Source organism: Streptomyces sp. NPDC028298, assembly GCF_055565895.1.
The window spans coordinates 1,136,492-1,157,983 of record NZ_JBVHTL010000001.1 but is presented as its reverse complement, the minus strand read 5'-3'; the positions used below and the strand labels follow the sequence as shown (position 1 = coordinate 1,157,983).

The window sequence follows — 21,492 nt, the reverse complement described above, 5'->3', positions numbered from 1 at the left end:
CCCCGGCGTCAGGCCGTCCTGTTCCACGGCCGGGTCACCGGATCCCTGCGGCGCGGCGGCCGCATCCTTCGGGTCGCCGTCGGAAAGCGCCTCACCCTTGGTCATTCCCCTTCAACTCCCTTGCCCCGCAGCGATGTCGCCACGGCTTCGAGCAGGTCCTCCCAGGCCGCCTCGAACTTCGCGACGCCCTCGTCCTCCAGTTGCCCGACGACCTCGTCGTAGGAGATCCCGAGCGCCTCGATCGCGGCCAGGTCGGCCCGGGCGCGCTCGTAGCCGCCGGTCACCGTGTCGCCCTGGATGTCGCCGTGGTCGGCGGTGGCGTTCAGCGTCCCCTCCGGCATGGTGTTGACCGTGCCCGGCGCGACCAGCTCGTCGACGTAGAGGGTGTCCTTGTACGCGGGGTCCTTGACGCCGGTGGAGGCCCACAGGGGGCGCTGCGCGCGGGCGCCGTGCGCGGCGAGGGCGGTCCAGCGGGCGTCGCCCTCCGCCGTGCCGTCGGCGGTGCCGAACACGCTCTCGTACGCCTCGTAGGCCAGCCGGGCGTTGGCGAGCGCCGCCCTGCCCTTGAGCGCGAGGGCGTCCTCCGTGCCGTCCTTCGTCAGCCGCTTGTCGATCTCGCTGTCGACGCGGGAGACGAAGAAGGAGGCGACGGAGTGGATGCCGGCGAGGTCGATGCCCGCGGCCTTCGCCCGCTCCAGGCCGGCGAGGTAGGCGTCCACGACCTCGCGGTAGCGCTCCAGCGAGAAGATCAGCGTGACGTTGACGCTGATGCCGAGGCCGATGACCTCGGTGATCGCCGGGAGACCGGCCTTCGTCGCCGGGATCTTGATCATCACGTTCGGGCGGTCGACCAGCCAGGCGAGCTGGCGGGCCTCGGCCACGGTCGCGGCGGTGTCGTGCGCGAGGCGCGGGTCGACCTCGATGGAGACCCGGCCGTCACGGCCCTCGGTCGCCTCGAACACCGGGCGCAGGATGTCCGCGGCGGCGCGCACGTCCGCGGTCGTCATCATGCGGACGGCCTCGTCGACCGTCACCTTGCGCACGGCGAGGTCGGCGAGCTGCTGCTCGTAGCCCTCGCCGGAGCCGATGGCGGCCTGGAAGATGGACGGGTTGGTGGTCACGCCCACCACGTGTCGCGTCGCGACGAGTTCGGCCAGGTTGCCGGACTCGATGCGCTTGCGGGAGAGGTCGTCGAGCCAGATGGAGACGCCCTCGCCGGAGAGGCGCTCAAGGGGTACCGCGGTCGCGGTTGCTTCGGTCACAGTGATCATCTTCCTTCGTGCGAACGGATCAACCGCGCAGGGCGGCGACGGATTCCCGCGCGGCGGCGGCGACGTTGTCGGCGGTGAAGCCGAACTCGGCGAACAGCGTCCCGGCGTCGGCCGAGGCGCCGAAGTGCTCCAGCGAGACGACGCGTCCGGCGTCACCGACGTACCGGTACCAGGTCAGGGCGATCCCGGCCTCGACCGCCACGCGGGCCTTCACGGACGGCGGAAGGACCCGGGCCCGGTACTCGGGGCTCTGCTCCTCGAACCACTCGACGGACGGCATCGACACCACACGGGTGCCCACGCCCTCGGCCTCCAGCAGCTCACGCGCCGCGACGGCGAGCTGCACCTCGGATCCGGTCGCGATGAGGAGGACGTCCGGGGTCTCGGTGGAGGAGTCCCGCAGGACGTAACCGCCGCGCGCGGCGTCGGGGTTGACGGGGAGGGTCGGTACGCCCTGACGGGTGAGGGCCAGACCGTGCGGGGCCGGGTTCGTGGCGTGCCGCCGGAGGATCTCGGCCCACGCGACGGCCGTCTCGTTGGCGTCGGCCGGACGGACGACGTTCAGGCCGGGGATGGCGCGCAGCGAGGCCAGGTGCTCGACCGGCTGGTGGGTCGGGCCGTCCTCGCCGAGGCCGATGGAGTCGTGGGTCCACACGTACGTCACCGGGAGCTGCATCAGCGCGGAGAGGCGGAGGGCGTTGCGCATGTAGTCGGAGAACACCAGGAAGGTGCCTCCGTAGATGCGCGTGTTGCCGTGCAGCGCGATGCCGTTCATCTCCGCGGCCATGGAGTGCTCGCGGATGCCGAAGTGGATCGTGCGGCCGTACGGGTTCGCCTCGGGGAGCGGGTTGCCCTCGGGGAGGAAGGACGACGTCTTGTCGATCGTGGTGTTGTTCGAGCCGGCGAGGTCGGCGGAGCCGCCCCACAGCTCGGGCAGCACACCGCCGAGCGCCTTCAGGACCGTGCCGGACGCGGCGCGGGTGGCCACGGAGCCGCCCTCCTCGAACACCGGCAGCGCGCTCTCCCAGCCCTCGGGGAGCTGCCCGGCGACGATCCGGTCGAAGAGCTTCGCGTTCTCGGGCCGCTCGGTGCGCCAGGCGCCGATCCGCTTGTCCCAGTCGGCATGCGCCTCGGCGCCCCGGTCCAGGGCCTGGCGGGCGTGGGCCAGCACGTCGGTGTCGACCTGGAAGGTCTGCTCCGGGTCGAAGCCCAGGAGCCGCTTGGTGGCGGCGATCTCCTCGGCGCCCAGCGCCGAGCCGTGCGAGGCCTCGGTGTTCTGCGCGTTGGGGGCGGGCCAGGCGATGATCGTGCGCATCGCGATGATGGACGGGCGGCCGGTCTCGGCCTGCGCGGTCCTGAGCGCGGTGTACAGCGCGTGGACGTCGATGTCGCCGTCGGGCGAGGGCTCGACGCGCTGCACGTGCCAGCCGTAGGACTCGTAGCGCCCCAGCACGTCCTCGGAGAAGGCGGTCGCCGTGTCGCCCTCGATGGAGATGTGGTTGTCGTCGTAGACGAAGACGAGGTTGCCGAGCTTCTGGTGGCCGGCGAGCGAGGAGGCCTCCGCCGAGATGCCCTCCTCCAGGTCGCCGTCGGAGACGATCGCCCAGATGGTGTGGTCGAACGGGGACTCGCCCTCGGGGGCCTCGGGGTCGAAGAGGCCGCGCTCGTAGCGGGCGGCCATCGCCATGCCCACGGCGTTGGCGGCACCCTGGCCGAGCGGGCCGGTCGTGGTCTCCACGCCCGCGGTGTGCCCGTACTCGGGGTGGCCGGGCGTCTTGGATCCGTGGGTGCGGAACGCCTTCAGATCGTCGAGGCCGAGTTCATAACCTGACAGGAAGAGCTGGGTGTAGAGGGTCAGCGAGGTGTGGCCGGGGGAGAGGACGAAGCGGTCGCGGCCGGTCCACTCCGGATCGGCGGGGTCGTGCCGCATCACCTTCTGGAAGAGCGTGTACGCCGCCGGGGCCAGGCTCATCGCGGTCCCGGGGTGACCGTTGCCGACCTTCTGCACGGCGTCGGCGGCCAGGAGGCGGGCGGTGTCGACGGCGCGGCGGTCGAGCTCGGTCCAGGTGAAGCCGTCGGAGCTCTGCGTACTCATCTTCAAGAAGTCCTCACGGGGTGCGCTGAAACATGGTCTGTGCCTTCAAACCTAAAAGTCAGACTTTTGCTGGGGAAGGTGCCCGTGTGTCAGCCTTCGGTGAAAGTGGGACACATGGAGCCGTGGCGAGCCGACGCGAGAAGGACATGAACGACAGAACCACCCAAGGCGGCACCGGCGACGCGGACGGCGTGGAGGGGATCAGGACCTTTCCGTTTCCGGCCGATCTGAGCCTGTCCGGCGTGGGCATGCAGGTCGGCGCGATGGGAACCGGACGCACCTGGCACGCCGACGCCCCGCTGGAACGCGTGCACCGCATCGACTTCCACGTCGTGATGCTCTTCCACGAGGGGCCCGTACGGCACATGGTCGACTTCGCCGAGTACGAGGCCCACGCGGGCGACCTCCTGTGGATCCGGCCCGGGCAGGTGCACCGCTTCTCCAGCACCGACCCCTACCGCGGCACCGTCCTGACCATGCAGCCCGGCTTCCTGCCCCGCGCGACCGTCGAGGCGACCGGCCTCTACCGCTACGACCTGCCCCCGCTGCTGCGCCCGGACGCGGACCGGCTGGCCGCGCTGGAACACGCGCTGACCCAACTGGAGCGCGAGTACGTCGACACCACCACCCTGCCGCTCAGTCTGCACACGGCGGTGCTGCGGCACTCGCTCACCGCGTTCCTGCTGCGTCTGGCCCACCTCGCGGCGAGTTCCGCCGAGGCGACCCACCAGCACACGGACACCACGTTCACGCGGTTCCGGGACGCGGTCGAGAAGGACTTCGCCGTCAACCACAGCGTCAGCGCCTATGCCGACGCCCTCGGATACTCGCGCCGCACCCTGGTGCGCGCCGTGCGGGCCGCCACCGGCCAGACACCCAAGGGGTTCATCGACAAGCGGGTCGTCCTGGAGGCCAAACGGCTCCTCGCCCACACGGACATGCCGATCGGGCGCGTCGGGGCCGCCGTCGGCTTCCCCGACTCGGCCAACTTCTCCAAGTTCTTCCACCAGCACACGGGGGCGACCCCGGTGGCCTTCCGGACCGAACTGCGCTGAGCGGGACGGACCGCGTACGTCCGTCCCGCCCGGCCCTGCGACGGGGCGGCCCGTCGCCTCTCCTGCCGGTGACCGGCAGGGGAGCGAGTGACCGCCCCGTCACCTCACCCGTCAGTGACCGAAGTCGAACCAGTTGACGTTCACGAAGTCCGCGGGCTGGCCGCTGGTGAAGGTGAGATACACGTCATGGGTTCCGGTCACGGAGCTCATGTTCGCCGGCACGGTCCGCCAGGACTGCCAGCCACCGGTGTTGGCCAGCGCGAAGCTGGCGACCGGTGTGCTCGTACGGCTGTCGAGGCGCACCTCGACCAGGCCGCTGACCCCGCCGGCCGCGCCGCTCGCGACCCGGCCGTGGAACTGGGTCGCCGCCGAGGAGCCGAAGTTGACGCCCTTGTAGAGCGCGTAGTCGCCGTTCGCGATGGTGCCGATGTCCTGGCCGCCGCCGCTGTCCGTCGTGGTCTCGGTGACGACACCGCTCTGGCCGTCGTAGGACTCGGCCTGGATGGCGCTGTAGGCGTCACGGTTGCCGGTGGGCGGCGGAGTGGTGCCGCCGCCACCGCTGCCGGCCGCCTGGAGTACCTGGACGTAGTCGACGACGAGCGGGTGACCGGGTTCCGTGCCGCTGTCGGGGCCGCCGCCGAAGGCGCCCGGGAAGCCGCCGCCCATCGCGACGTTCAGGATGACGAAGTAGCCGTGGTTGGTGGCGTTCGCCCAGGTGGTCGCGTCGACCTGGTTCGCCTTCACCGTGTGGAAGTTGACGCCGTCCAGGTAGAAGCGGACCTCCTCGGGGCTCGTCGACCTGTCCCACTCCATCGCGTAGGTGTGGAAGCCCGCCTGGCAGGTCGTGCCGGCGCAGGGCGTGTTGTTGCCGATGCCGCTGGTCTCGTTGCACGGGCCGCCGGGGCTGGTGCCGCAGTGCATCGTGGCCCACTCGGTGTTGAGGCCCTGGACGTTCTCCATGATGTCCAGCTCGCCGACCCCGGGCCAGTTCTGGTAGTTGCCGCGATAGGGCGCGCCGAGCGCCCAGAAGGCGGGCCAGTAGCCCTTGGCCGCGGCGCCGGTCACGTTCGGCATCTGCAGCCGCGACTCGATGCGCAGCTTGCCCCCGGCGGGGGGCTCGAAGTCGGTGCGCTTGGTCTCGATGCGGCCCGAGGTCCAGTTGCCCGAGGCGTCACGGCGCGGGGTGATCAGCAGGTTGCCGTTGCCGTCCAGGGCCACGTTGTTGGTGCTGGAGGTCATCGTCTCGACCTCGCCGGTACCGAAGTTGGCCGGCCCGCCCGGGTAGCTCGTACCCGTCGTGTACTGCCAGTTGGCGGTGTTGACGCCGCTTCCGGCCGCCCCGGTGAAGTCGTCGACGAAGACCTGGGACCAGCCGGAGGGGGGTGTGGGCGCCGACGCGTCGGCCGGGAAGGTGGCCGCGGTCGCGGCGGCCGCCGCCAGGCTCACGGTACTGAGCACGGCGATGAGGACGCGCCGGACCGAGCCGCGTCCTGGTGTGCGGGAAGTTCCACTCATGGGTGCCTCTTCGCGTACGGAGTGTGGGGTGCGCGGGTGGGGAGGGAGCGCTCCCACGGATCCTTGAGAGCGCTCTCAAAAAAGGTGCGCGGCCAATGTGCTCTCTGTCACTCCGGTCGTCAAGAGGTGAAGCCGAGAAAGTCCTTACGGCGAAAGGGAGTTCACGCCGTGAAGGAAGGGAGAAGACCCGATGAGCGTGCCACGGAGGGTAGTTGAAGTCCGCTCATCGGGCTCGACCCTCAAAGGGCGCTGCCGGCCTTCCAGTCGGCCCACGACAGGTTCCAGCCGTTCAGGCCGTTCGACGCTTCGACGGTCCGCTCGCCGGAGTTCCGGACGACGACCACGTCACCGAGCATCGAACTCTCGTAGAACCGGTAGCCCGCCACGGAACCGTCGTCCGCGCCCTTCGTGTCGTGCAGGCCGACGCAGCCGTGGCTGGTGTTGCTGCTGCCGAACACCGAGGGCGCGGCCCAGTAGTTGCCGTGGATGAAGGTGCCCGAGGTGGTCAGGCGCTGGGCGTGCGGCACGTCCGCGATGTCGTATTCGTCGCCGAGCCCGACCGTGGAGGACTCCATCCGGGTCTCCTTGAACCGCTCGCTGATCACCATGATCCCGGACCACGTGGTGTGCCCCGGGGCGCCGCCGCTCACCGGGTAGCTCGCGAGCGTCGCCCCGTCCCGCTCGACGGTCATGGTCTTCGTCGCGAGGTCGACGGTGCTCACCTGGCGGCGGCCGATGTGGAAGACGACGTCCTTGGACTGGACGCCGTAGACGCCGTCCCCGCCCTCGACGTCCCTCAGCCGCAGGCTCAGCGTGATTCTCGTCCCGGCCGCCCAGTACTCGGCGGGACGGAAGTCGAGCCGGGTGTTCCCGAACCAGTGACCGACCACCTCCACCGCGGGCTCCGCCGTCACCGTGACGGCCTTTTCCACCGCCGCCCGGTCCGTCACGGCCCGGGTGAAGTTGATCGACACGGGCATACCGACGCCGGAGGTCGAATTCGCCTCGGGCGTGAAATAGCCCGCGAACGTCTCACCCGGGGACTTCGTGACGAACGTCGAGGTGTGTTCCGCGGCCCCCGTCACTTTCGCGGTGACCGTGTATTTGGTGCCCGAGTACGGATTGCGGGCCGAGGTCCAGCGCGTACGGTGCTCGTCGAAGGATCCGGCCAGAGTGGAACCGTCGTTGCCCGACACCTCGACCGCCGACAGCGTCCCGTCCGTCACGGAGACCACCACCGGAGCGGTGAAGCCGGCCTTCCTCGTGCCGTCGGCGGGGGAGACGGTGACCGTCGGCGTCCTCACCTGCGCCTTCGCCGTCGTCCCGGCCCCGGTCGCTTCCGTGTCCTTCCCCTCGGCGGCACCCGCCGGACCGCCGCACCCGCTCAGCGCGAGGGCCGGGACGGCGGACCCGAGGGCCGCGAGGACCCCGCGCCGTGACCAGGCCGGACGTCCCGGACGCCGTCGGGCCCGCTCCGGGTCTCCCGGTGCGGACTCGGGCCGATTCGCTATCTCAGGGACACCCACGGAACGCCTTTCCTCGCGTCTTTCGCTCACCAACACTGCGAGTGCATCCTGCGGGACTTCCCTGGGTTGATTCTTTGAATCCGCCTGCCCCAGCCTGAGATTCCGGTGAGGACGACCGGAGAGACGGCCTGAATCCACGGTTGCCGGGCCGCCACGAATTGTGAACAGAGTATGAAGCGCCCAGTCCGCACCCCGAGATGTACGTGAGACCCGCGTTCCCGGGGCCCATTCCGGCCTCTCCGGCCCACCAGGGCCAAGGAGAGGTTCGTTTGTCGGATCCGCGACAACCACGCCGGAGGTATCAGTGAGTCCAGCCCGTGAGAGGCACACCGTGGCCGTCGTCGGAGCGGGCGCCGCCGGCACGCTCACCGCCGTGCAGCTCTGCGAGACGGCGACCCGCCGCCGCACCCCGCTCGACCTCTTCCTGGTGGACCCCGCCCCCGAGGCCGGGCGCGGCACCGCGTACGCCACCACCGATCCCCGGCACCGGCTGAACGTGCCCGCGGGCGGCATGAGCTGCTATCCCGACGACCCCGGCCACTTCACCCGCTGGCTGTGCCGGCACGGCGAACCCACCGTCAGGGCCACCGACTTCGCCACCCGCCACCGCTACGGCGCCTATCTCGCCGACACGTTGGCCCAGGCGATCGTCCACGCCCACGGCACTGTGACCGTGCGCCGGCTGCGCACCAGGGCGCAGGCCTGCGCCCCCGCCCCGGACGGCGGACTGGAGCTGCGGCTGGCCGACGGACGCGGCCTCGTCGCCGACGGCGTCGTCCTCGCCACCGGACCGGCCGCCACGACCGGTGCCTGGGCCCCGCCCCGACTCCGTACCTCCGCACGGTTCATCGGCTCGCCCTGGACGCCCGGCGCGCTCGACGGACCGCTCGCCGAACCCGCCGACCGCGCGGGAGCGGATACGAGCGACGACGTCCTGCTCGTGGGTACGGGACTCACGGCCGTCGACCTCGCCCTCAGCCTCGACCGGCCCGGACGCACCGTCCACGCCCTCTCCCGCACCGGACTGCTGCCCCAGCCGCACGCCCTCGACCCGGCACCCGCGATGGCCCCGCCCGAGGGACTCGACGCGCCGACCCTGCCCACGCTGCGCCGGACCGTCTACCGCCACATCGGCCGCGCCCTGCGCGCCCACGGCGACTGGCGCCCCGCCCTCGACAGCCTGCGCCCGCACACCGCGCACCTGTGGCGCAGCCTCACCCCCGAGGAACGCGCCGCCTTCCTGCGCGCCGAGGGCGCGCTCTGGAACACCCACCGGCACCGGATGGCCCCGACGACCGCCGAGTCGCTGGACCGCGCCCGCACGGCCCGCCGCCTGCGCGTCCACACCGGCCGGATCACCGACGCCGTCCCCCGGGCGGACGGCTCCGAGCTGATCACGCTCTCCGGCGGGCGGCGCATCACGGCCGGCTGGGTGATCGACTGCACCGGACCGGGTCCGCGCCCCGAAGACCCCCTGTGGGCCTCGCTGTTCGACACGGGCGCCGCTGTGCCCGGCCCGCTCGGCCTCGGTGTCGCGACCCGCGACGGCCGGCTCCTCGACGCCGAAGGCGGCACCGGGCCCGCGCTGTTCACCCTCGGCGCGCCACGCCGCGGCGAACTCTGGGAGACCACGGCGATCCCCGAGATCCGCGTCCAGGCCGCCGAACTGGCCGAGCGGCTGCTCGCGCCCCTGGCCCCCCGGCGCCGCCCCGCACGTCGCCGGCCCCTCGACGCGCACGGGCTCCCGCTGTCCACCCACGCCGAGGCGGCGGCGGCCCACCGCACCGGCCTCGACCGTGTCCTCAAGGTCAGGGCCGGCGCCGAGGACGCCTTCGCGCGCGCCGTCGCCCTCGACCCCGGCTTCGCGCTCGGGCACGCCGCCCTCGCCCTGCTCGGCCACGAGTGCGGCGCCGACGTCGACGTACCGCGTGCCCTGGCCGACGCACGGCGCTGCGCGCGGGAACGGGCCGACGCGCGCGAACGCTCCTTCGTCGACGTGGTGAGCAGGCGTGTGCACGGCGACGGCCCGGACACCGGTACCCGCGCGCTGCTCGGGCATCTGGCGGCCCACCCCGCCGACGCGCTGGCGCTCGCCGTGGCCGTGCCCACCATCGCCTTCTCCGGCGTCAACGACCTCGACACCAGCTATGCGTCGGACCTGGTCGAGCGCTCCCTGCCCGCCTACGACGGCCACTGGTTCCCGGCCTCGCTGCTCGCCTTCCTGCGCCAGGGCCAGGGCCGCCACGACGAGGCGGCCGAACTGGCCGGGCGCGCCCTGGACGCCGAGCCCGCCTCCGGGCACGCCGTGCACGCCCTCGCCCACGTCCACTACGAGTCGGGAGCCCACGCGTTCGGCCGCGACTGGCTGGACTCCTGGGTGTCCGGGCACGGCCGGGGCGCCGTCCACCGCGCCCACTTCTCCTGGCACATCGCCCTGCACGAACTGGCCCTGGACGATCCCGCCGCCGTCCGCCGACGCTGGTTCGCCCAGCTCGCCCCCGGACGGGTGACCGGTGTCCGCGCCCTGGTCGACTCGGGGTCGCTGCTGTGGCGCGCCCGGATCAGCGACAGTTGGCGTGGCCGCGTGCCGGCGGCGGACGTGCTCGACAGCGTCGCCCGCGAGATCGTGGAACGGCCCGCGACCGCCTTCACCGCGCTGCACGCCGCCGTCGCGCTCACCGCCGCCGGCGACATGGCGGGACTGCGCCGGCTGCGCGACCACGCGGCCGGCGCCGATCCGGTGCAGCGGGAGGTCGTCGTCCCGCTGTGCGAGGCCCTCGCCGCGCTCGTCGAGGAGCGCTTCCAGGAGGCCGCCCGGGGGCTCGACGCGCTGCTGCCGGTGCTCGCCCGGGTCGGCGGCAGCGCGGCCCAGCGCGAGGTCGTCGAGGAGACACTGCTGTACGCCCTCGTCGCGGCGGGCCGCTGCGAGGCCGCCCGGCGCCTCCTGGACACCCGCCTCGACCGCGGCCACGCGCCACGCGACCGACGCATGCTGGCGGCCCTGCCCGACTGAGAGTCTGTCCAGGGGCGCGACTCCCCGGGCACGTCAGGTGCCGGCCCTCGGGTGCGCATCGGGCAAGCGGCCGCGCCCACGTCAGGCGTCCGGCTCCGCGGGGGGAGCCGGGAGCCAGCCGAGGGCGCGGGAGATTCCCCGGGCCGCCAGCCGCACGGCCGGGATCAGCGCCGGTACCCGGGCCTCGGCCCGGGGCACGACGAGCGACACGGCCGCGACGACCGAGCCGTCGGAGCCCCGCACCGGCGCGGCCACCGACAGGGCGTCCTCGGTCACCTGACGACTGCTCACCGCGACGCCCGTCCGGCGTACTTCGGCCAGCACGCGGCGCAGCCGGACCGGATCGGTGATCGTGTACGGGGTGTACGCGGCCATCGGCCCGGCGCAGTAGGCCTCCTGGAAGGCGGGCTCCGCGGTGGCGAGCAGCGCCAGCCCGACGCCCGTCGCGTGCAACGGCCAGCGGGCGCCCACCTGGATGCGGACGCCGACCGAGGAACGGCCCGAGATCCACTCCGTGTAGACGACCTCCGCGCCGTCCCGGACCGCCAACTGCACGTTCTCGTGGGTCGCTTCGTACAGGTCCTCCAGATACGGCAGGGCGCTCTGGCGCAGCGCGAGGCCGCGTGGAGCGAGCGCCCCGAGCTCCCACAGGCGCAGGCCCACGTGGTAGACGCCGTTCACGTCCCGCTCCAGCGCGCCCCACCCGGCGAGCGCGCCCACGAGCCGGTGGGCCGTGGTGAGGCTGAGGTCGGCCCGGCGGCTGATGTCCGTCAGGGACAGCGCCGTGTGCTCGTGGTCGAAGGCGCCGAGCACGGCGAGGAGGCGGCCGGAGGCGGACGGGGCGGTCATGATGCCTGGATCCAACAGGCCGCGGGGGCGCGAGGGCAACGGCCGGTGACGCGGAAAGCCGTCCGAGGGGCGGCCGGTCCCCGGGAACAGGTGCGCGCGATGGCAGGCTGCTGGTCGGAAGACAGGGGTGGAACGGGTGGCGGGTGTTCTCGGATGCCGCCAGGCCCGTGGCACCGTACGGACTGCGAAGGTGGTACTTGCGTGAGGCTGACCATTCTGGGCGGCGGCGGATTCCGTGTCCCGCTCGTGTACGGGGCACTCCTCGGGGACCGGGCCGAGGGCCGCGTCACCAGGGTCGTGCTGCACGACCTGGACGCGGGACGGCTCTCCGCCGTGGCCCGCGTGCTCGCCGAGCAGGCGGCCGGGCACCCGGACGCCCCGGAGGTGACCGTCACCACCGACCTCGACGAGGCCCTGCGCGGCGCGGACTTCGTGTTCTCCGCGATCCGCGTCGGCGGTCTGGAGGGCCGGGCGGCCGACGAGCGGGTCGCCCTCGACCAGGGAGTCCTCGGCCAGGAGACGGTCGGCGCCGGCGGCATCGCGTACGGGCTGCGCACCGTGCCCGTCGCCGTGGACATCGCACGGCGGGTGGCGCGTCTCGCGCCCGACGCCTGGGTCATCAACTTCACCAACCCGGCCGGACTGGTCACCGAGGCCATGTCCCGTCACCTCGGCGACCGGGTGATCGGCATCTGCGACTCGCCGGTCGGCCTCGGCCGCCGGATCGCCAAGGTCCTGGGCGCGAACCCGCGCGAGGCGTGGATCGACTACGTCGGGCTCAACCACCTCGGCTGGGTACGCGGCCTGCGCGTCGCCGGCCGGGACGAACTCCCGCGCCTGCTCGCCGATCCCGGACTGCTCGGCTCTTTCGAGGAGGGCCGGCTCTTCGGGCCCCAGTGGCTGCGGTCCCTGGGCGCCGTCCCCAACGAATACCTGCACTACTACTACTTCAACCGCGAGACCGTCAGCGCCTACCAGCGGGCCGACAAGACGCGCGGCGCGTTCCTGCGCGACCAACAGGCCGGATTCTACGAGGAGATGAAGCAGCCGAGCGCGGCGGCTCTGGCGGCCTGGGAACGCACCAGGGCCGAGCGTGAGGCCACGTACATGGCGGAGAACCGGGACGCCGCCGGTGCCGGGGAACGCGAGGAGGACGACCTCTCCGGCGGCTACGAGAAGGTGGCCCTCGCCCTGATGCGCGCGATCGCCCGGGACGAACGGACCACCCTGATCCTCAACGTCCGCAACCGCGGCACCCTGAGCGTCCTCGACGCGGAGGCCGTCATCGAGGTGCCGTGTCTGGTGGACGCCAACGGGGCGCATCCGGTCGCCGTCGACCCGCTGCCCGGGCACGCCACCGGACTGGTGTGCTCGGTCAAGGCGGTGGAACGCGAGGTGCTCTCCGCCGCCGAGTCGGGATCCCGTACGACCGCGGTCAAGGCCTTCGCCCTGCACCCGCTCGTCGATTCGGTCGGCGTGGCACGCGCGCTCGTCGACGGCTACACGTCCGTGCACCCGGGGCTCGCCTATCTGACCTAGGGCGGCCCGTGCACCGGAGGCGGCGCACACGGGGGGTGGCCGGGTCCCTCCCGATGACGCCCGCTTTGCGCACCGGACTTGCCGACGCCTTGACGATCCGTTCCCTGCGTGTTCAACCGGCTGTCCGTGCCCGCGTTGTGTAGCGTCCCTAAGGTCCCTGAGTGCTTCGAGTGCGTCGAGTGCTTCGAAGGAAGGGACCCATGGACAGACCCCTCGCCGTCCGGGCTCGCGGGATCACCAAGTGCTTCGGCGACGTCGTCGCACTCGACGGCGTCGATCTGGATGTGGCACGCGGCCGGATCCACGGCCTGGTCGGACCGAACGGCGCCGGCAAGACGACCCTGCTCGGTCTGCTGCTGGGCCTGGCCGTCGCCGACGAAGGCCGCCTGGAGATCCTCGGCACCCCCCTCGGACGGGCGCTCGCCGCGCCCGGCGGCGTCGCCGGCTTCGTCGACGGACCCGGCCTCTACCCCTCGCTCACCGCCCGGCAGAACCTCGCCGCCCTGGCCGCACTGCGCGGCCGGAGCGCACGGTCGGCCGGAGTGGACGACGTGCTCGGCCAGGTCGGACTCACGGACGTCGCCGACGACCCGGCCCGCGGCTACTCCCTGGGGATGCGTCAGCGGCTCGGCCTGGCTGCCGCCCTGCTCACCGAACCCCGGCTGCTGGTGCTCGACGAACCCTCCAACGGCCTCGACCCGGCGGGCAAACGCCATGTGCACGGCGTGCTCGACCGGCTCGCCGCGAACGGGACCGCGGTCGTCCTCTCCAGCCACCGCATGGACGACCTCCAGGCACTGTGCTCCGAGGTCACCATCCTCGCGGCCGGACGGGTCGTCTTCAGCGGACCGCTGGGCAAACTGGCCGCCGAGAACCGTGAACTCGACTACCGGCTGCTCACCTCCGACCCGGCCGCCGCCCGCTCGCTGGCCCTGGACACGGCCGGGATCCGGGTCGTCGACGAGGCGGCGCCACGGCACTCCGCCGACGTCCTCGTCGTACGCGCGCCGGTGCCAGCCGTCGACGCACTCGTGGTGCGGCTCGTGGGCGCGGGTGTCGCGCTGCGCGAGCTGGCCCCCGTGGTGTCGCCCCTCGAAGCCGCGTTCCTCGCCCTCACCGACCAGAAGGAGACCGGCGGATGACCGCGACCGTCGCCGAGGACGCGGACCTCGAGGCAGTGGGCCCGGACGACGACGACAGCGCCGCCGCCCCGCGTGTGCCGGTCGGCCGCGTCTACCGCTTCGAGGTGGTCAAACTCGTCTCCCAGTGGCGGATCCGGCTGCTGGTCCTCGCCTGCTGGATCGTGCCCGCGCTCTTCGTCGCCGCGGTCGGACAGCAGAGCACGCTCCCCGTCGACACCCTCTTCGGCCGCTGGATGCACGCCACCGGATGGGCCGGACCGCTCGTCATGCTCGGCTTCGCGGGCACCTGGGCGCTCCCGCTGCTGACCTCGGTCGTCGCCGGTGACGTGTTCGCCTCCGAGGACCGGCTCGGCACCTGGCGCCATCTGCTCGTCGCGATCCGGTCGCCGCGCCGCATCTTCGTCGCGAAGACCCTGGCCGGCCTCACGGTCGTCCTGCTGCTCGTGGCCGGACTGGTCGCCTCCAGCTCGGCCGGCGGAGCCGTGGCGATCGGAGTCCATCCGCTCGTCGGCCTCGACGGCCATCTGCTGACCCCCGCGGACGCCGCCGGCAAGGTCCTGCTCGCCTGGCTCTGCGTCCTCGCCCCAACCCTGGCCCTCGCCGCGGTGGGACTGCTCGGCTCGATCACGCTGGGGCGCTCCCCGATGGGGCTGCTGCTGCCGGCGCTCGTCGCGCTCGCGATGCAGCTCGCCCAGATGATGCCGCTCCCCGTCGCCGTGCGCCTCGCGCTGCCCAGCTACGCCTTCATCTCCTGGAGCGGTCTGTTCACCAGCCCCGCACAGCTCGGTCCGCTCCTGATCGGCATCGCCGTCAGCCTGTCGTGGGCGGTGGCCGCGACGGTGTCGGCCTATCTGCTCTTCATGCGGAGGGACTTCACCGACGCGGCCCACGACGGCTCGGGCCGCGGCGCGGTCACCGGAGGCGTTCTGCCGCTCGTCGGGCTGGCCGCCGTGACCGCCGTGGTCGTCGGGCTCACCACCGGGGCCACGGGCTCCGGGATCGAACAGGACAAGGTGCAGCGCTCGGCCGCCACGGCCTTCGCCCACCTCTACCGGCTCCAGACCGCCGAACTCAACCGCCCGGCCGTCACCGAGGCACAGCTCAAGGCCACGGCGGCCTGCGACAAGGGCAGCGTGAAGGTCGCCGCCGAGGGGCCGGGCAACGACTGGCGCTGCGTCATCACCTGGCACCTTCCCGGCGTCGACGCCGTGGGGACGGCCGTCTACCAGCTCGACATCACCCCGGACGGCCGCTTCATGGCCGACGGCGACGGGCCGAAAGAGGTGAACGGCTACTTCCTGGTCCGCACCCCGGCCGGGGACGCACCGAATCCGCTGTGGCAGTTCGACGGCGACGTCGACCTGCTCGCCACCACGAAGGGATGACCCCATGCAGGTGACGCGTCGCCGACGGAGTGCGGAGAAGGGGCGTTCGAGCCCTCTTCGCAGATACACGGGACGACGGATACCTCTGGTGACGGCGGGCATCACCGCGCTCGCCCTCGTCGCGGCAGGGGCCGCGTTCGCCCGGACGACGGACTTCGGCACCGACCAGGTCGGCCAGGTCACCGATCGCGGCCAGGTCGTCTCCAGCGACCAGTACATCGCCCCGTACGGCGACCGGCTGGTCGTCCAGAACGGGAAGATCATGTCGTCCTCGGTCAGCCCGGACGGCACCCACCTGGCGGCCTCGGTCACCGACGGCGGCAGCGCCCTCGCGATCGTCGACCTGAAGAGCTGGAAGGTGCAGCAGCTCGTTGGCAGCTCCGCGTCCTCCGTCCCGCGCATCAGCGGCAACAGCGTGGGCCAGGAAGGCCCGACGTACTCGCCCGACGGCTCGCAGCTCTGGCTCGGCCAGACCGACGGCTACACCCGGTTCACCGTGAACGCGGACGGCGGCGTCACGAACCCGGTGTCCGTCCCGATCGCGGCGGACGGGCCCAAGCACGCGCTGGTGGGCGCGGCGGTGTTCTCCTCCGACGGCACCACCGTGTACTCCGCGGTCAACGGACAGAACCGGGTGGTCGCCATCGACGCGGCCACCGGGACCGTCCGCCAGAGCTGGAACGTGGGCAACGCCCCGCGCGGCCTGGTCGAGGCGGGCGGCAAGCTCTACGTGAGCAACGAGGGCGGGCGCCCGGCCCGGGACGGCGACACCACCATCAACTCGTACAACACCCAGGTGCCCGCGGACCCGGTCACCGCCGCGACCACGACCGGCACCGTCAGCGTCATCGACCCCGCGGACCCGGCCGCCGCCGTCACGAGCATCCCGGTGGGCCTGCACCCGACCGCGCTGTACGCCAAGGGCCGGGCGCTGTTCGTCACCAACACCGCCACCAACGACGTGTCGGTCATCGACACCACCCGGAACAAGGTCGTCCAGACCATCGCGACCCAGCCGTGGCCCGAGGCCTCGGTGGGGTACGAGCCCGACGCGGTGACGCTCACCGACGACGGGCACCTGCTGGTGACGCTCGGCCGCGCCAACGCCGTGGCCGTCTACCGGTACCGGTCGCCGCAGGACCCGGTCCGGTACATCGGTCTGCTCCCCACGGACTACTTCCCCGCCGAGATCGCCGCCGTCGGCAAGGACATCGTGGTCTCCAACACCCGTGGCGTCGACGCCCGCCGGACCACCACGGCGGCCGGGCACGGGACGCACGACACCACGTCGAGCGTGCAGCGGTTCACCCTGCCCGACGACAGCGTGGTCCGGGCCCAGACGGCCAAGGTCTTCCGGCAGAACGGCTGGACGAGAGGCTCGGTCGCCCGGTCCGCGGGCAGGAACCACGCGAAGCCGGTGCCCGTCCCGCAACGGCTCGGCGAGCCCTCGACGATCAAGCACGTCTTCCTGATCGTCAAGGAGAACCGCACGTACGACCAGGTCTTCGGGGACGTGCCGGAGGGCGACGGCGATCCGTCGCTGGCGCAGTTCGGCGAGAACGTGACGCCCAACCAGCACGCTCTGGCCCGGCAGTTCGGCCTGTACGACAACACGTACGACATCGGCACGAACTCGGCCGAGGGCCACAACTGGCTGATGCAGGCGGACGATCCGGAGTACACCGAGTCCTCGGCCGGTGAGTACGCGCGCAGTTACGACACCGAGGACGACGCCCTCGGCCACCAGCGGACCGGCTTCCTGTGGACCGGCGCGCAGGCCGCGGGCAAGTCGGCCCGGGACTTCGGCGAGTTCCAGCAGTTCCTCACCAAGCCGGCCGACGCCACCTGGCAGAACCTGTACTGCGACGCCCGCGACATGACGTCGACGGGCCAGGACACCGCGTACACACTGAACTCGTCCTCGCCGATCCCGTCGCTCAACGACGTGTCCGTGCACGGCTTCGCGAAGTTCGACACCAGCGTCCCGGACATCTACCGGGAGGAGATCTGGAAGCGTGACTTCGAGAAGAACGGTCCGGCGAACCTGAACATGTTCTGGCTCTCCAGCGACCACACCGGCGGTCCCGCGAACGCGGCCGCCCAGGTCGCGGACAACGACCTCGCGACCGGCAGGATCGTCGACGAGATCTCGCACAGCCCGTACTGGAAGGACTCGGCGGTCTTCGTGGTCGAGGACGACTCCCAGGCCGGTCTCGACCACGTCGACGGCCACCGCGCGCCGATCCAGATCATCAGCCCCTGGGCCCGGCACGGCGTCGTCGACAGCCACTACTACTCGCAGATCACGCTGATCCGGACCATCGAGCAGATCCTCGGCGTCCACCCCATGAACCAGAAGGACAGCGCGGCCACTCCGATGCGCGCCGCCTTCACCGGGCGTCCCGACTACACGCCGTTCACGGCGCTGCCCAACCGGACCTCGCTGACCGACGGCCTCAAGACCGCGCCCTCCTGCGGTCTGGACACCCCGGCGCCGCAGAATCCCGCCGCGGCGCCCGTGCCGTCGGCGAAGGTCCCGGCGGACAAGCGGGCGCTCGCGGCGACGTGGGACACCTGGAAGTCGCGTCAGCGGCTGACCGGGCCGAACGCCGTTCCGGACTTCGCCAACCCCGCGCAGATGAACCACTTCACCTGGTACCAGACGCACGGGTGGACCAAGCCGTACCCCGGCGAGCACCGGATCTTCGCGCCGAAGGACGTGCCGGGCGCCTACCTGCCGTCGTCGGAGTCCGACGGCTGACGACCGTCGCCCGGCAACCGGCAGTCGGTGACTGCCGGCCCGCCGGCTGACGTACAGGCACAAAGAGATGGGCCGCCCGGATCACGTCCCGGGCGGCCCACCGCGTTGCGCTCGTTCCCGTCGGCGTCAGCCCGTGAAGCCGGCCGTGATCGACGTGAACTGCCAGGTGCTCTGGCTGATGCCGGAGCAGTTGCTCACCACGCCGCCGCCGGGGCAGGACCGGTCGCGGTTGACCGACCAGTAGGCGAGCCGGGCGATGTGGTGGCTGTTCGCCCAGTCACGGATCGAGGTCCAGATCGCCGGGGTCGTGTTCTCCTGCTGGTCGGACAGACCGTTCATGCCGGAGATGCCGATGTGCGAGTAGGCCGTGGCGTCGTCCCAGCCGAACGTCGACTTCAGCTTGGTCTTCAGCCCCTCGGTCGCGTTGACCGTGTTGCCGTACATGTCGGAGCCGCCGCCGAAGTCGAACGGCATGATGGTGAACACGTCGATGTTCGCGTTCAGCGACTGCGCCTGCTCGATGAGCCGGTTGCCGTAGTAGGTCGGGCCGGTCGTCGAGGTGCCGAAGGTGACGATCGTCTTCAGGCCGGGGTTGTTGGCCTTGACGGTCTTCAGCGCGGTCAGGATCCTGGCCTGCACGGCCTCGTTCTCGAACTCGTCGGTGTTCTCGATGTCCATGTCGATCGCCTTGAGGCCGTAGGCGTCGATCACCTTCTGCAGCGCACCGGCGAGCGCGCTCGCCGAGGAGCAGTTGGCGCCGAGCTTGCTGCCCTGCCAGCCACCGAACGACGGGACGATGTCACCGCCCGCGGAACGGATCTGGTTGATCGCCGTCTGGTCGACACCGCCGGTCAGCGCCCGGCTTCCGTCCCAGGCGGGGTTGCAGCCGCCGGAGTCGAGCACGAACGCCATCGTGAACCACTTGATCCCGGTCGCGTTCATCACCGTGGTCGGGTTCGGGGGGTCGCCCCAGCCCTCGTACAGATAGGGAGCGGCCTGCTTGAAGCCCGTCCCGCCTCCGCCGCCCGCGGACGTGGTGACACTGACCGCGTTGGACGCGCCCGAGGTGTTCCCGGCCGCGTCACGCGCCTTGACGGTGAACGTGTAGGCGGTGCTCGCCGACAGCCCGCTGACCGTGCCGCTCGTGCCCGACACGCTGAGCACCTTGTTGGAGCCGCTGTAGATGTCGTACGCCGTGACGCCGACGTTGTCGCTCGACGCGCCCCACGACAGGGACACGCTGGACGAAGTCTTGCCGGTGGAGGTCAGGTTGGTGGGCGTGGTCGGTGCCTGGGTGTCGGTCCCGCCGCCACCGCCGCCCGGGCCGTCGAGGCTGATGTCGTCGGCGTAGTAGGTGCCCTGCGCGTACCAGCCGTGGACGTAGATCTTGGCGCTGGTCTGCGAGGCCCCGGTGGTGAAGGAGACGGTGAGCTGGCTGTACGCCGACGGGGACGTCGTCCAGGTCGAGGCACCGCCGTCCACACCGAGGTAGACGTAGCTGCCGCGCACCCAGCCGGAGAGGCTGTACGTCGTGTTCGGCTGGACCGAGACGGTCTGGGTGCACTGGGCGTTGTCACTCGAACTCACCGCCCCCGCGAGGGCTTTGGAGCCCCCGTGCACGGGGCTGGAGACGATCGACCCCAGGTTGCCGGAGCAGGACCAGGGGGAGAGGCCGCCGGTCTCGAATCCCGGGTTGGACAGGATGTTGGCGGCCTCCGCGGTACCCGGCAGGGCGACCGCGCCGGCGAGGGCCAGCGCGGCCGTGCCCAGCAGGGCGAGGAAACGGTGTCTGGAACGTCTGAGCATGGTCATGCGCACGCGATCTCCCTGGAGATATGGGGGTGTTCGGGAGTGCAGAGAGGTGCGCAACCAAGTTGGTATGGACCAATCCCGCTGTCAAGACACTGCGCGGGAATTGGTCCAGACCGGTAAAGGAGGAGCGGCGCGACCCGGCCTCCGGCCGGATTCCGGGCCGGGGTCGCCAGGCCCTAGGCCAGACCCTAGGCCGGGGCGATCGCCGCGGTGGCGGCAGCGGCGGACTGGGCCGGAACGGCGGAGGCGGTCGCGTCGGCCGGCACGGGCTGCGGGGGCTGTGCGGACGGCGCCGACTGCACGGGCTGCGGGGACGCCGGTTCCACGGTCTGCGCCGGCATGGCGGACAGGGTGGGCGCGCCCGGCTCGGTCCGCTGCGTCGGCAGCGACACCGGACGCACCGGGCGCGGCCCCGCGACCACCGTGTAGTCCGGTCCGAGGAACGGCGGGACCACCTCGCCCGTCTCCTCGCCGAGCGCCAACTGCACGGCCGCCCATGGGGCGTTGACCCCGCACTGGGCGATCTGGTGCAGCCCGCCCGCAGGACGCGTGTTCACGTCCATCAGCACCGGCTCGTCGCCGAACATACGGAACTGGATGTTGGACAGATAGTGCAGCCCGAACGCCTCGGCGAGCAGCCGGGCGGGCTCGATCCACGCCGCGTCGAGGGTGAACCCGCGTCGACGGCCGTTCTTGGTGCGGCCGATGGCCATGCGGACGCGGCCGTCCGGCCCGGTGAGACAGTCCACCGACACCTCCGGCTGTCCGAGGTGCGGCATCACCAGCCAGTCGACCGGCTCCGTGGCCGTGCGCAGCGCCTCCACCACCAGCTCCAGAGGCACGTACGGGCTCGGGAAGCCGTTCAGGTGCAGGAGCGAGAAGGGCGTGCGGGTGATGACCCGGAAGCCCACGCCGCCCGCCCCGGCCGCCGGCTTGAAGCAGGCCCGGTGACCGCCCGCCTCCAACTCCTCGACCGCCACGACGAGTTCCTCCACCGTGCGTACCCGGTACCACGGAGGGACCGGGATGCCCACGGCCTCCACGGCCTGGTAGGCGACGGCCTTGTCGTGGAAGACCGCGACCGCCTCCGCCGGCGGCGCCAGCAGCGCCGTCCCGAGCGCCGCGAACTCGGCGCGCTGCGCCACGATCGCGTCCTGGTGCAGCACCGGCACGAACACGTCGACGGAACGGCGTGCGCACATGTCGAGCGCGTACTCGACGTAGGCGCGCGGCGACAGGCCCTCGGGCTCCGGCTCGGCGGTGTCGGCGGCGGCCAGGACGGGGGAGTCGGCGTCACCGTGGGTGGCGTGGATCTCGACGGCGCGGTGCTGCGGATTATGGCGAAGCTGGTCCATCAAGAAGACGTTCTCCGCGTACGTGCGGTTGAGCCAGACGCGTACGGGAGAGCCCATGCAAGCCACCATTCGGGGTTCGCGGGCACGGCGGAGCGGGCCGGGCCCGGCCAGGGTTGGGGGAGGTACACCGAGCCGTCGCACGCGAAAGCAGATTGGAGCGGTGGTGTTGGGGCG

Annotated in this window: 13 protein-coding genes; 6 read left to right on the top strand and 7 right to left on the bottom strand. The window is 72.0% G+C overall.

Features of this window, described 5'->3' with window-relative positions:
- Nucleotides 1-101: 101 nt before the first annotated feature.
- A complete protein-coding gene (tal, locus tag ACZ4TO_RS05180; protein ID WP_385045806.1) occupies nucleotides 102-1,271 on the bottom strand; it encodes a transaldolase in 1,170 nt (389 codons plus the stop codon).
- Between the two features lie 19 nt (nucleotides 1,272-1,290).
- Nucleotides 1,291-3,366, bottom strand: a complete 2,076-nt coding sequence (gene tkt / locus ACZ4TO_RS05175; protein ID WP_468023464.1) for a transketolase — start codon at nucleotides 3,364-3,366, stop codon at nucleotides 1,291-1,293.
- Nucleotides 3,367-3,512: 146 nt separating this feature from the next.
- Between tkt and ACZ4TO_RS05170 the strand changes: the two genes are divergently transcribed.
- Nucleotides 3,513-4,421, top strand: coding sequence for a helix-turn-helix domain-containing protein (locus tag ACZ4TO_RS05170; protein ID WP_468023463.1), 909 nt, complete (start codon nucleotides 3,513-3,515; stop codon nucleotides 4,419-4,421).
- A gap of 111 nt (nucleotides 4,422-4,532) precedes the next feature.
- On the opposite strand, the gene ACZ4TO_RS05165 is transcribed toward ACZ4TO_RS05170, so the two are convergent.
- Together ACZ4TO_RS05165 and ACZ4TO_RS05160 are read right to left on the bottom strand one after the other, a co-directional pair.
- Nucleotides 4,533-5,936: a glycoside hydrolase family 16 protein gene (locus tag ACZ4TO_RS05165; RefSeq protein WP_382796061.1), complete on the bottom strand. Its 1,404-nt coding sequence runs from the start codon at nucleotides 5,934-5,936 to the stop codon at nucleotides 4,533-4,535.
- Nucleotides 5,937-6,175: 239 nt separating this feature from the next.
- Complete coding sequence (locus tag ACZ4TO_RS05160) at nucleotides 6,176-7,462, bottom strand: L,D-transpeptidase (RefSeq protein ID WP_468023462.1); 1,287 nt, start codon at nucleotides 7,460-7,462, stop codon at nucleotides 6,176-6,178.
- Between the two features lie 304 nt (nucleotides 7,463-7,766).
- Here ACZ4TO_RS05160 and ACZ4TO_RS05155 point away from each other — a divergent pair, with 304 nt between their 5' ends.
- Nucleotides 7,767-10,475, top strand: a complete 2,709-nt coding sequence (locus ACZ4TO_RS05155) for an FAD/NAD(P)-binding protein (RefSeq protein ID WP_468023461.1) — start codon at nucleotides 7,767-7,769, stop codon at nucleotides 10,473-10,475.
- A gap of 81 nt (nucleotides 10,476-10,556) precedes the next feature.
- Here ACZ4TO_RS05155 and ACZ4TO_RS05150 read toward each other — a convergent pair whose 3' ends face one another.
- A complete protein-coding gene (locus tag ACZ4TO_RS05150; RefSeq protein ID WP_468023460.1) occupies nucleotides 10,557-11,324 on the bottom strand; it encodes an IclR family transcriptional regulator in 768 nt (255 codons plus the stop codon).
- A 201-nt stretch (nucleotides 11,325-11,525) separates the two neighbouring features.
- On the opposite strand from ACZ4TO_RS05150, the gene ACZ4TO_RS05145 reads away from it, so the two are divergent.
- From ACZ4TO_RS05145 to ACZ4TO_RS05130, 4 genes are all read left to right on the top strand, one after another.
- The gene (locus ACZ4TO_RS05145) at nucleotides 11,526-12,863 is read left to right on the top strand and encodes a 6-phospho-beta-glucosidase (protein ID WP_382796069.1); all 1,338 of its coding nucleotides are present in this window, start codon (nucleotides 11,526-11,528) and stop codon (nucleotides 12,861-12,863) included.
- Nucleotides 12,864-13,063: 200 nt separating this feature from the next.
- Complete coding sequence (locus tag ACZ4TO_RS05140) at nucleotides 13,064-14,005, top strand: ABC transporter ATP-binding protein (RefSeq protein WP_468023459.1); 942 nt, start codon at nucleotides 13,064-13,066, stop codon at nucleotides 14,003-14,005.
- A complete protein-coding gene (locus tag ACZ4TO_RS05135; protein WP_468023458.1) occupies nucleotides 14,002-15,390 on the top strand; it encodes an ABC transporter permease in 1,389 nt (462 codons plus the stop codon). Before ACZ4TO_RS05140 ends, ACZ4TO_RS05135 begins: the two co-directional genes overlap by 4 nt.
- Nucleotides 15,391-15,394: 4 nt before the next feature.
- On the top strand, nucleotides 15,395-18,151 hold the full coding sequence (locus ACZ4TO_RS05130) for a bifunctional YncE family protein/alkaline phosphatase family protein (protein ID WP_468023457.1): 2,757 nt from the start codon (nucleotides 15,395-15,397) through the stop codon (nucleotides 18,149-18,151).
- A 126-nt stretch (nucleotides 18,152-18,277) separates the two neighbouring features.
- On the opposite strand, the gene ACZ4TO_RS05125 is transcribed toward ACZ4TO_RS05130, so the two are convergent.
- Complete coding sequence (locus ACZ4TO_RS05125) at nucleotides 18,278-19,963, bottom strand: carbohydrate binding domain-containing protein (RefSeq protein WP_382796075.1); 1,686 nt, start codon at nucleotides 19,961-19,963, stop codon at nucleotides 18,278-18,280.
- Between the two features lie 188 nt (nucleotides 19,964-20,151).
- On the bottom strand, nucleotides 20,152-21,375 hold the full coding sequence (locus ACZ4TO_RS05120; RefSeq protein WP_468023456.1) for an ATP-grasp domain-containing protein: 1,224 nt from the start codon (nucleotides 21,373-21,375) through the stop codon (nucleotides 20,152-20,154).
- Nucleotides 21,376-21,492 lie beyond the last annotated feature (117 nt).

Excerpts from the sequence above, each read along its gene's own strand:
- tal (WP_385045806.1), bottom strand. The coding sequence starts at position 1,271 with ATGATCACTGTGACCGAAGCAACCGCGACCGCGGTACCCCTTGAGCGC.
- ACZ4TO_RS05135 (WP_468023458.1), top strand. The coding sequence starts at position 14,002 with ATGACCGCGACCGTCGCCGAGGACGCGGACCTCGAGGCAGTGGGCCCG.
- ACZ4TO_RS05170 (WP_468023463.1), top strand. The coding sequence starts at position 3,513 with ATGAACGACAGAACCACCCAAGGCGGCACCGGCGACGCGGACGGCGTG.
- ACZ4TO_RS05150 (WP_468023460.1), bottom strand. The coding sequence starts at position 11,324 with ATGACCGCCCCGTCCGCCTCCGGCCGCCTCCTCGCCGTGCTCGGCGCC.
- ACZ4TO_RS05120 (WP_468023456.1), bottom strand. The coding sequence starts at position 21,375 with ATGGGCTCTCCCGTACGCGTCTGGCTCAACCGCACGTACGCGGAGAAC.
- tkt (WP_468023464.1), bottom strand. The coding sequence starts at position 3,366 with ATGAGTACGCAGAGCTCCGACGGCTTCACCTGGACCGAGCTCGACCGC.
- ACZ4TO_RS05125 (WP_382796075.1), bottom strand. The coding sequence starts at position 19,963 with ATGACCATGCTCAGACGTTCCAGACACCGTTTCCTCGCCCTGCTGGGC.
- ACZ4TO_RS05140 (WP_468023459.1), top strand. The coding sequence starts at position 13,064 with ATGGACAGACCCCTCGCCGTCCGGGCTCGCGGGATCACCAAGTGCTTC.
- ACZ4TO_RS05165 (WP_382796061.1), bottom strand. The coding sequence starts at position 5,936 with ATGAGTGGAACTTCCCGCACACCAGGACGCGGCTCGGTCCGGCGCGTC.
- ACZ4TO_RS05130 (WP_468023457.1), top strand. The coding sequence starts at position 15,395 with ATGCAGGTGACGCGTCGCCGACGGAGTGCGGAGAAGGGGCGTTCGAGC.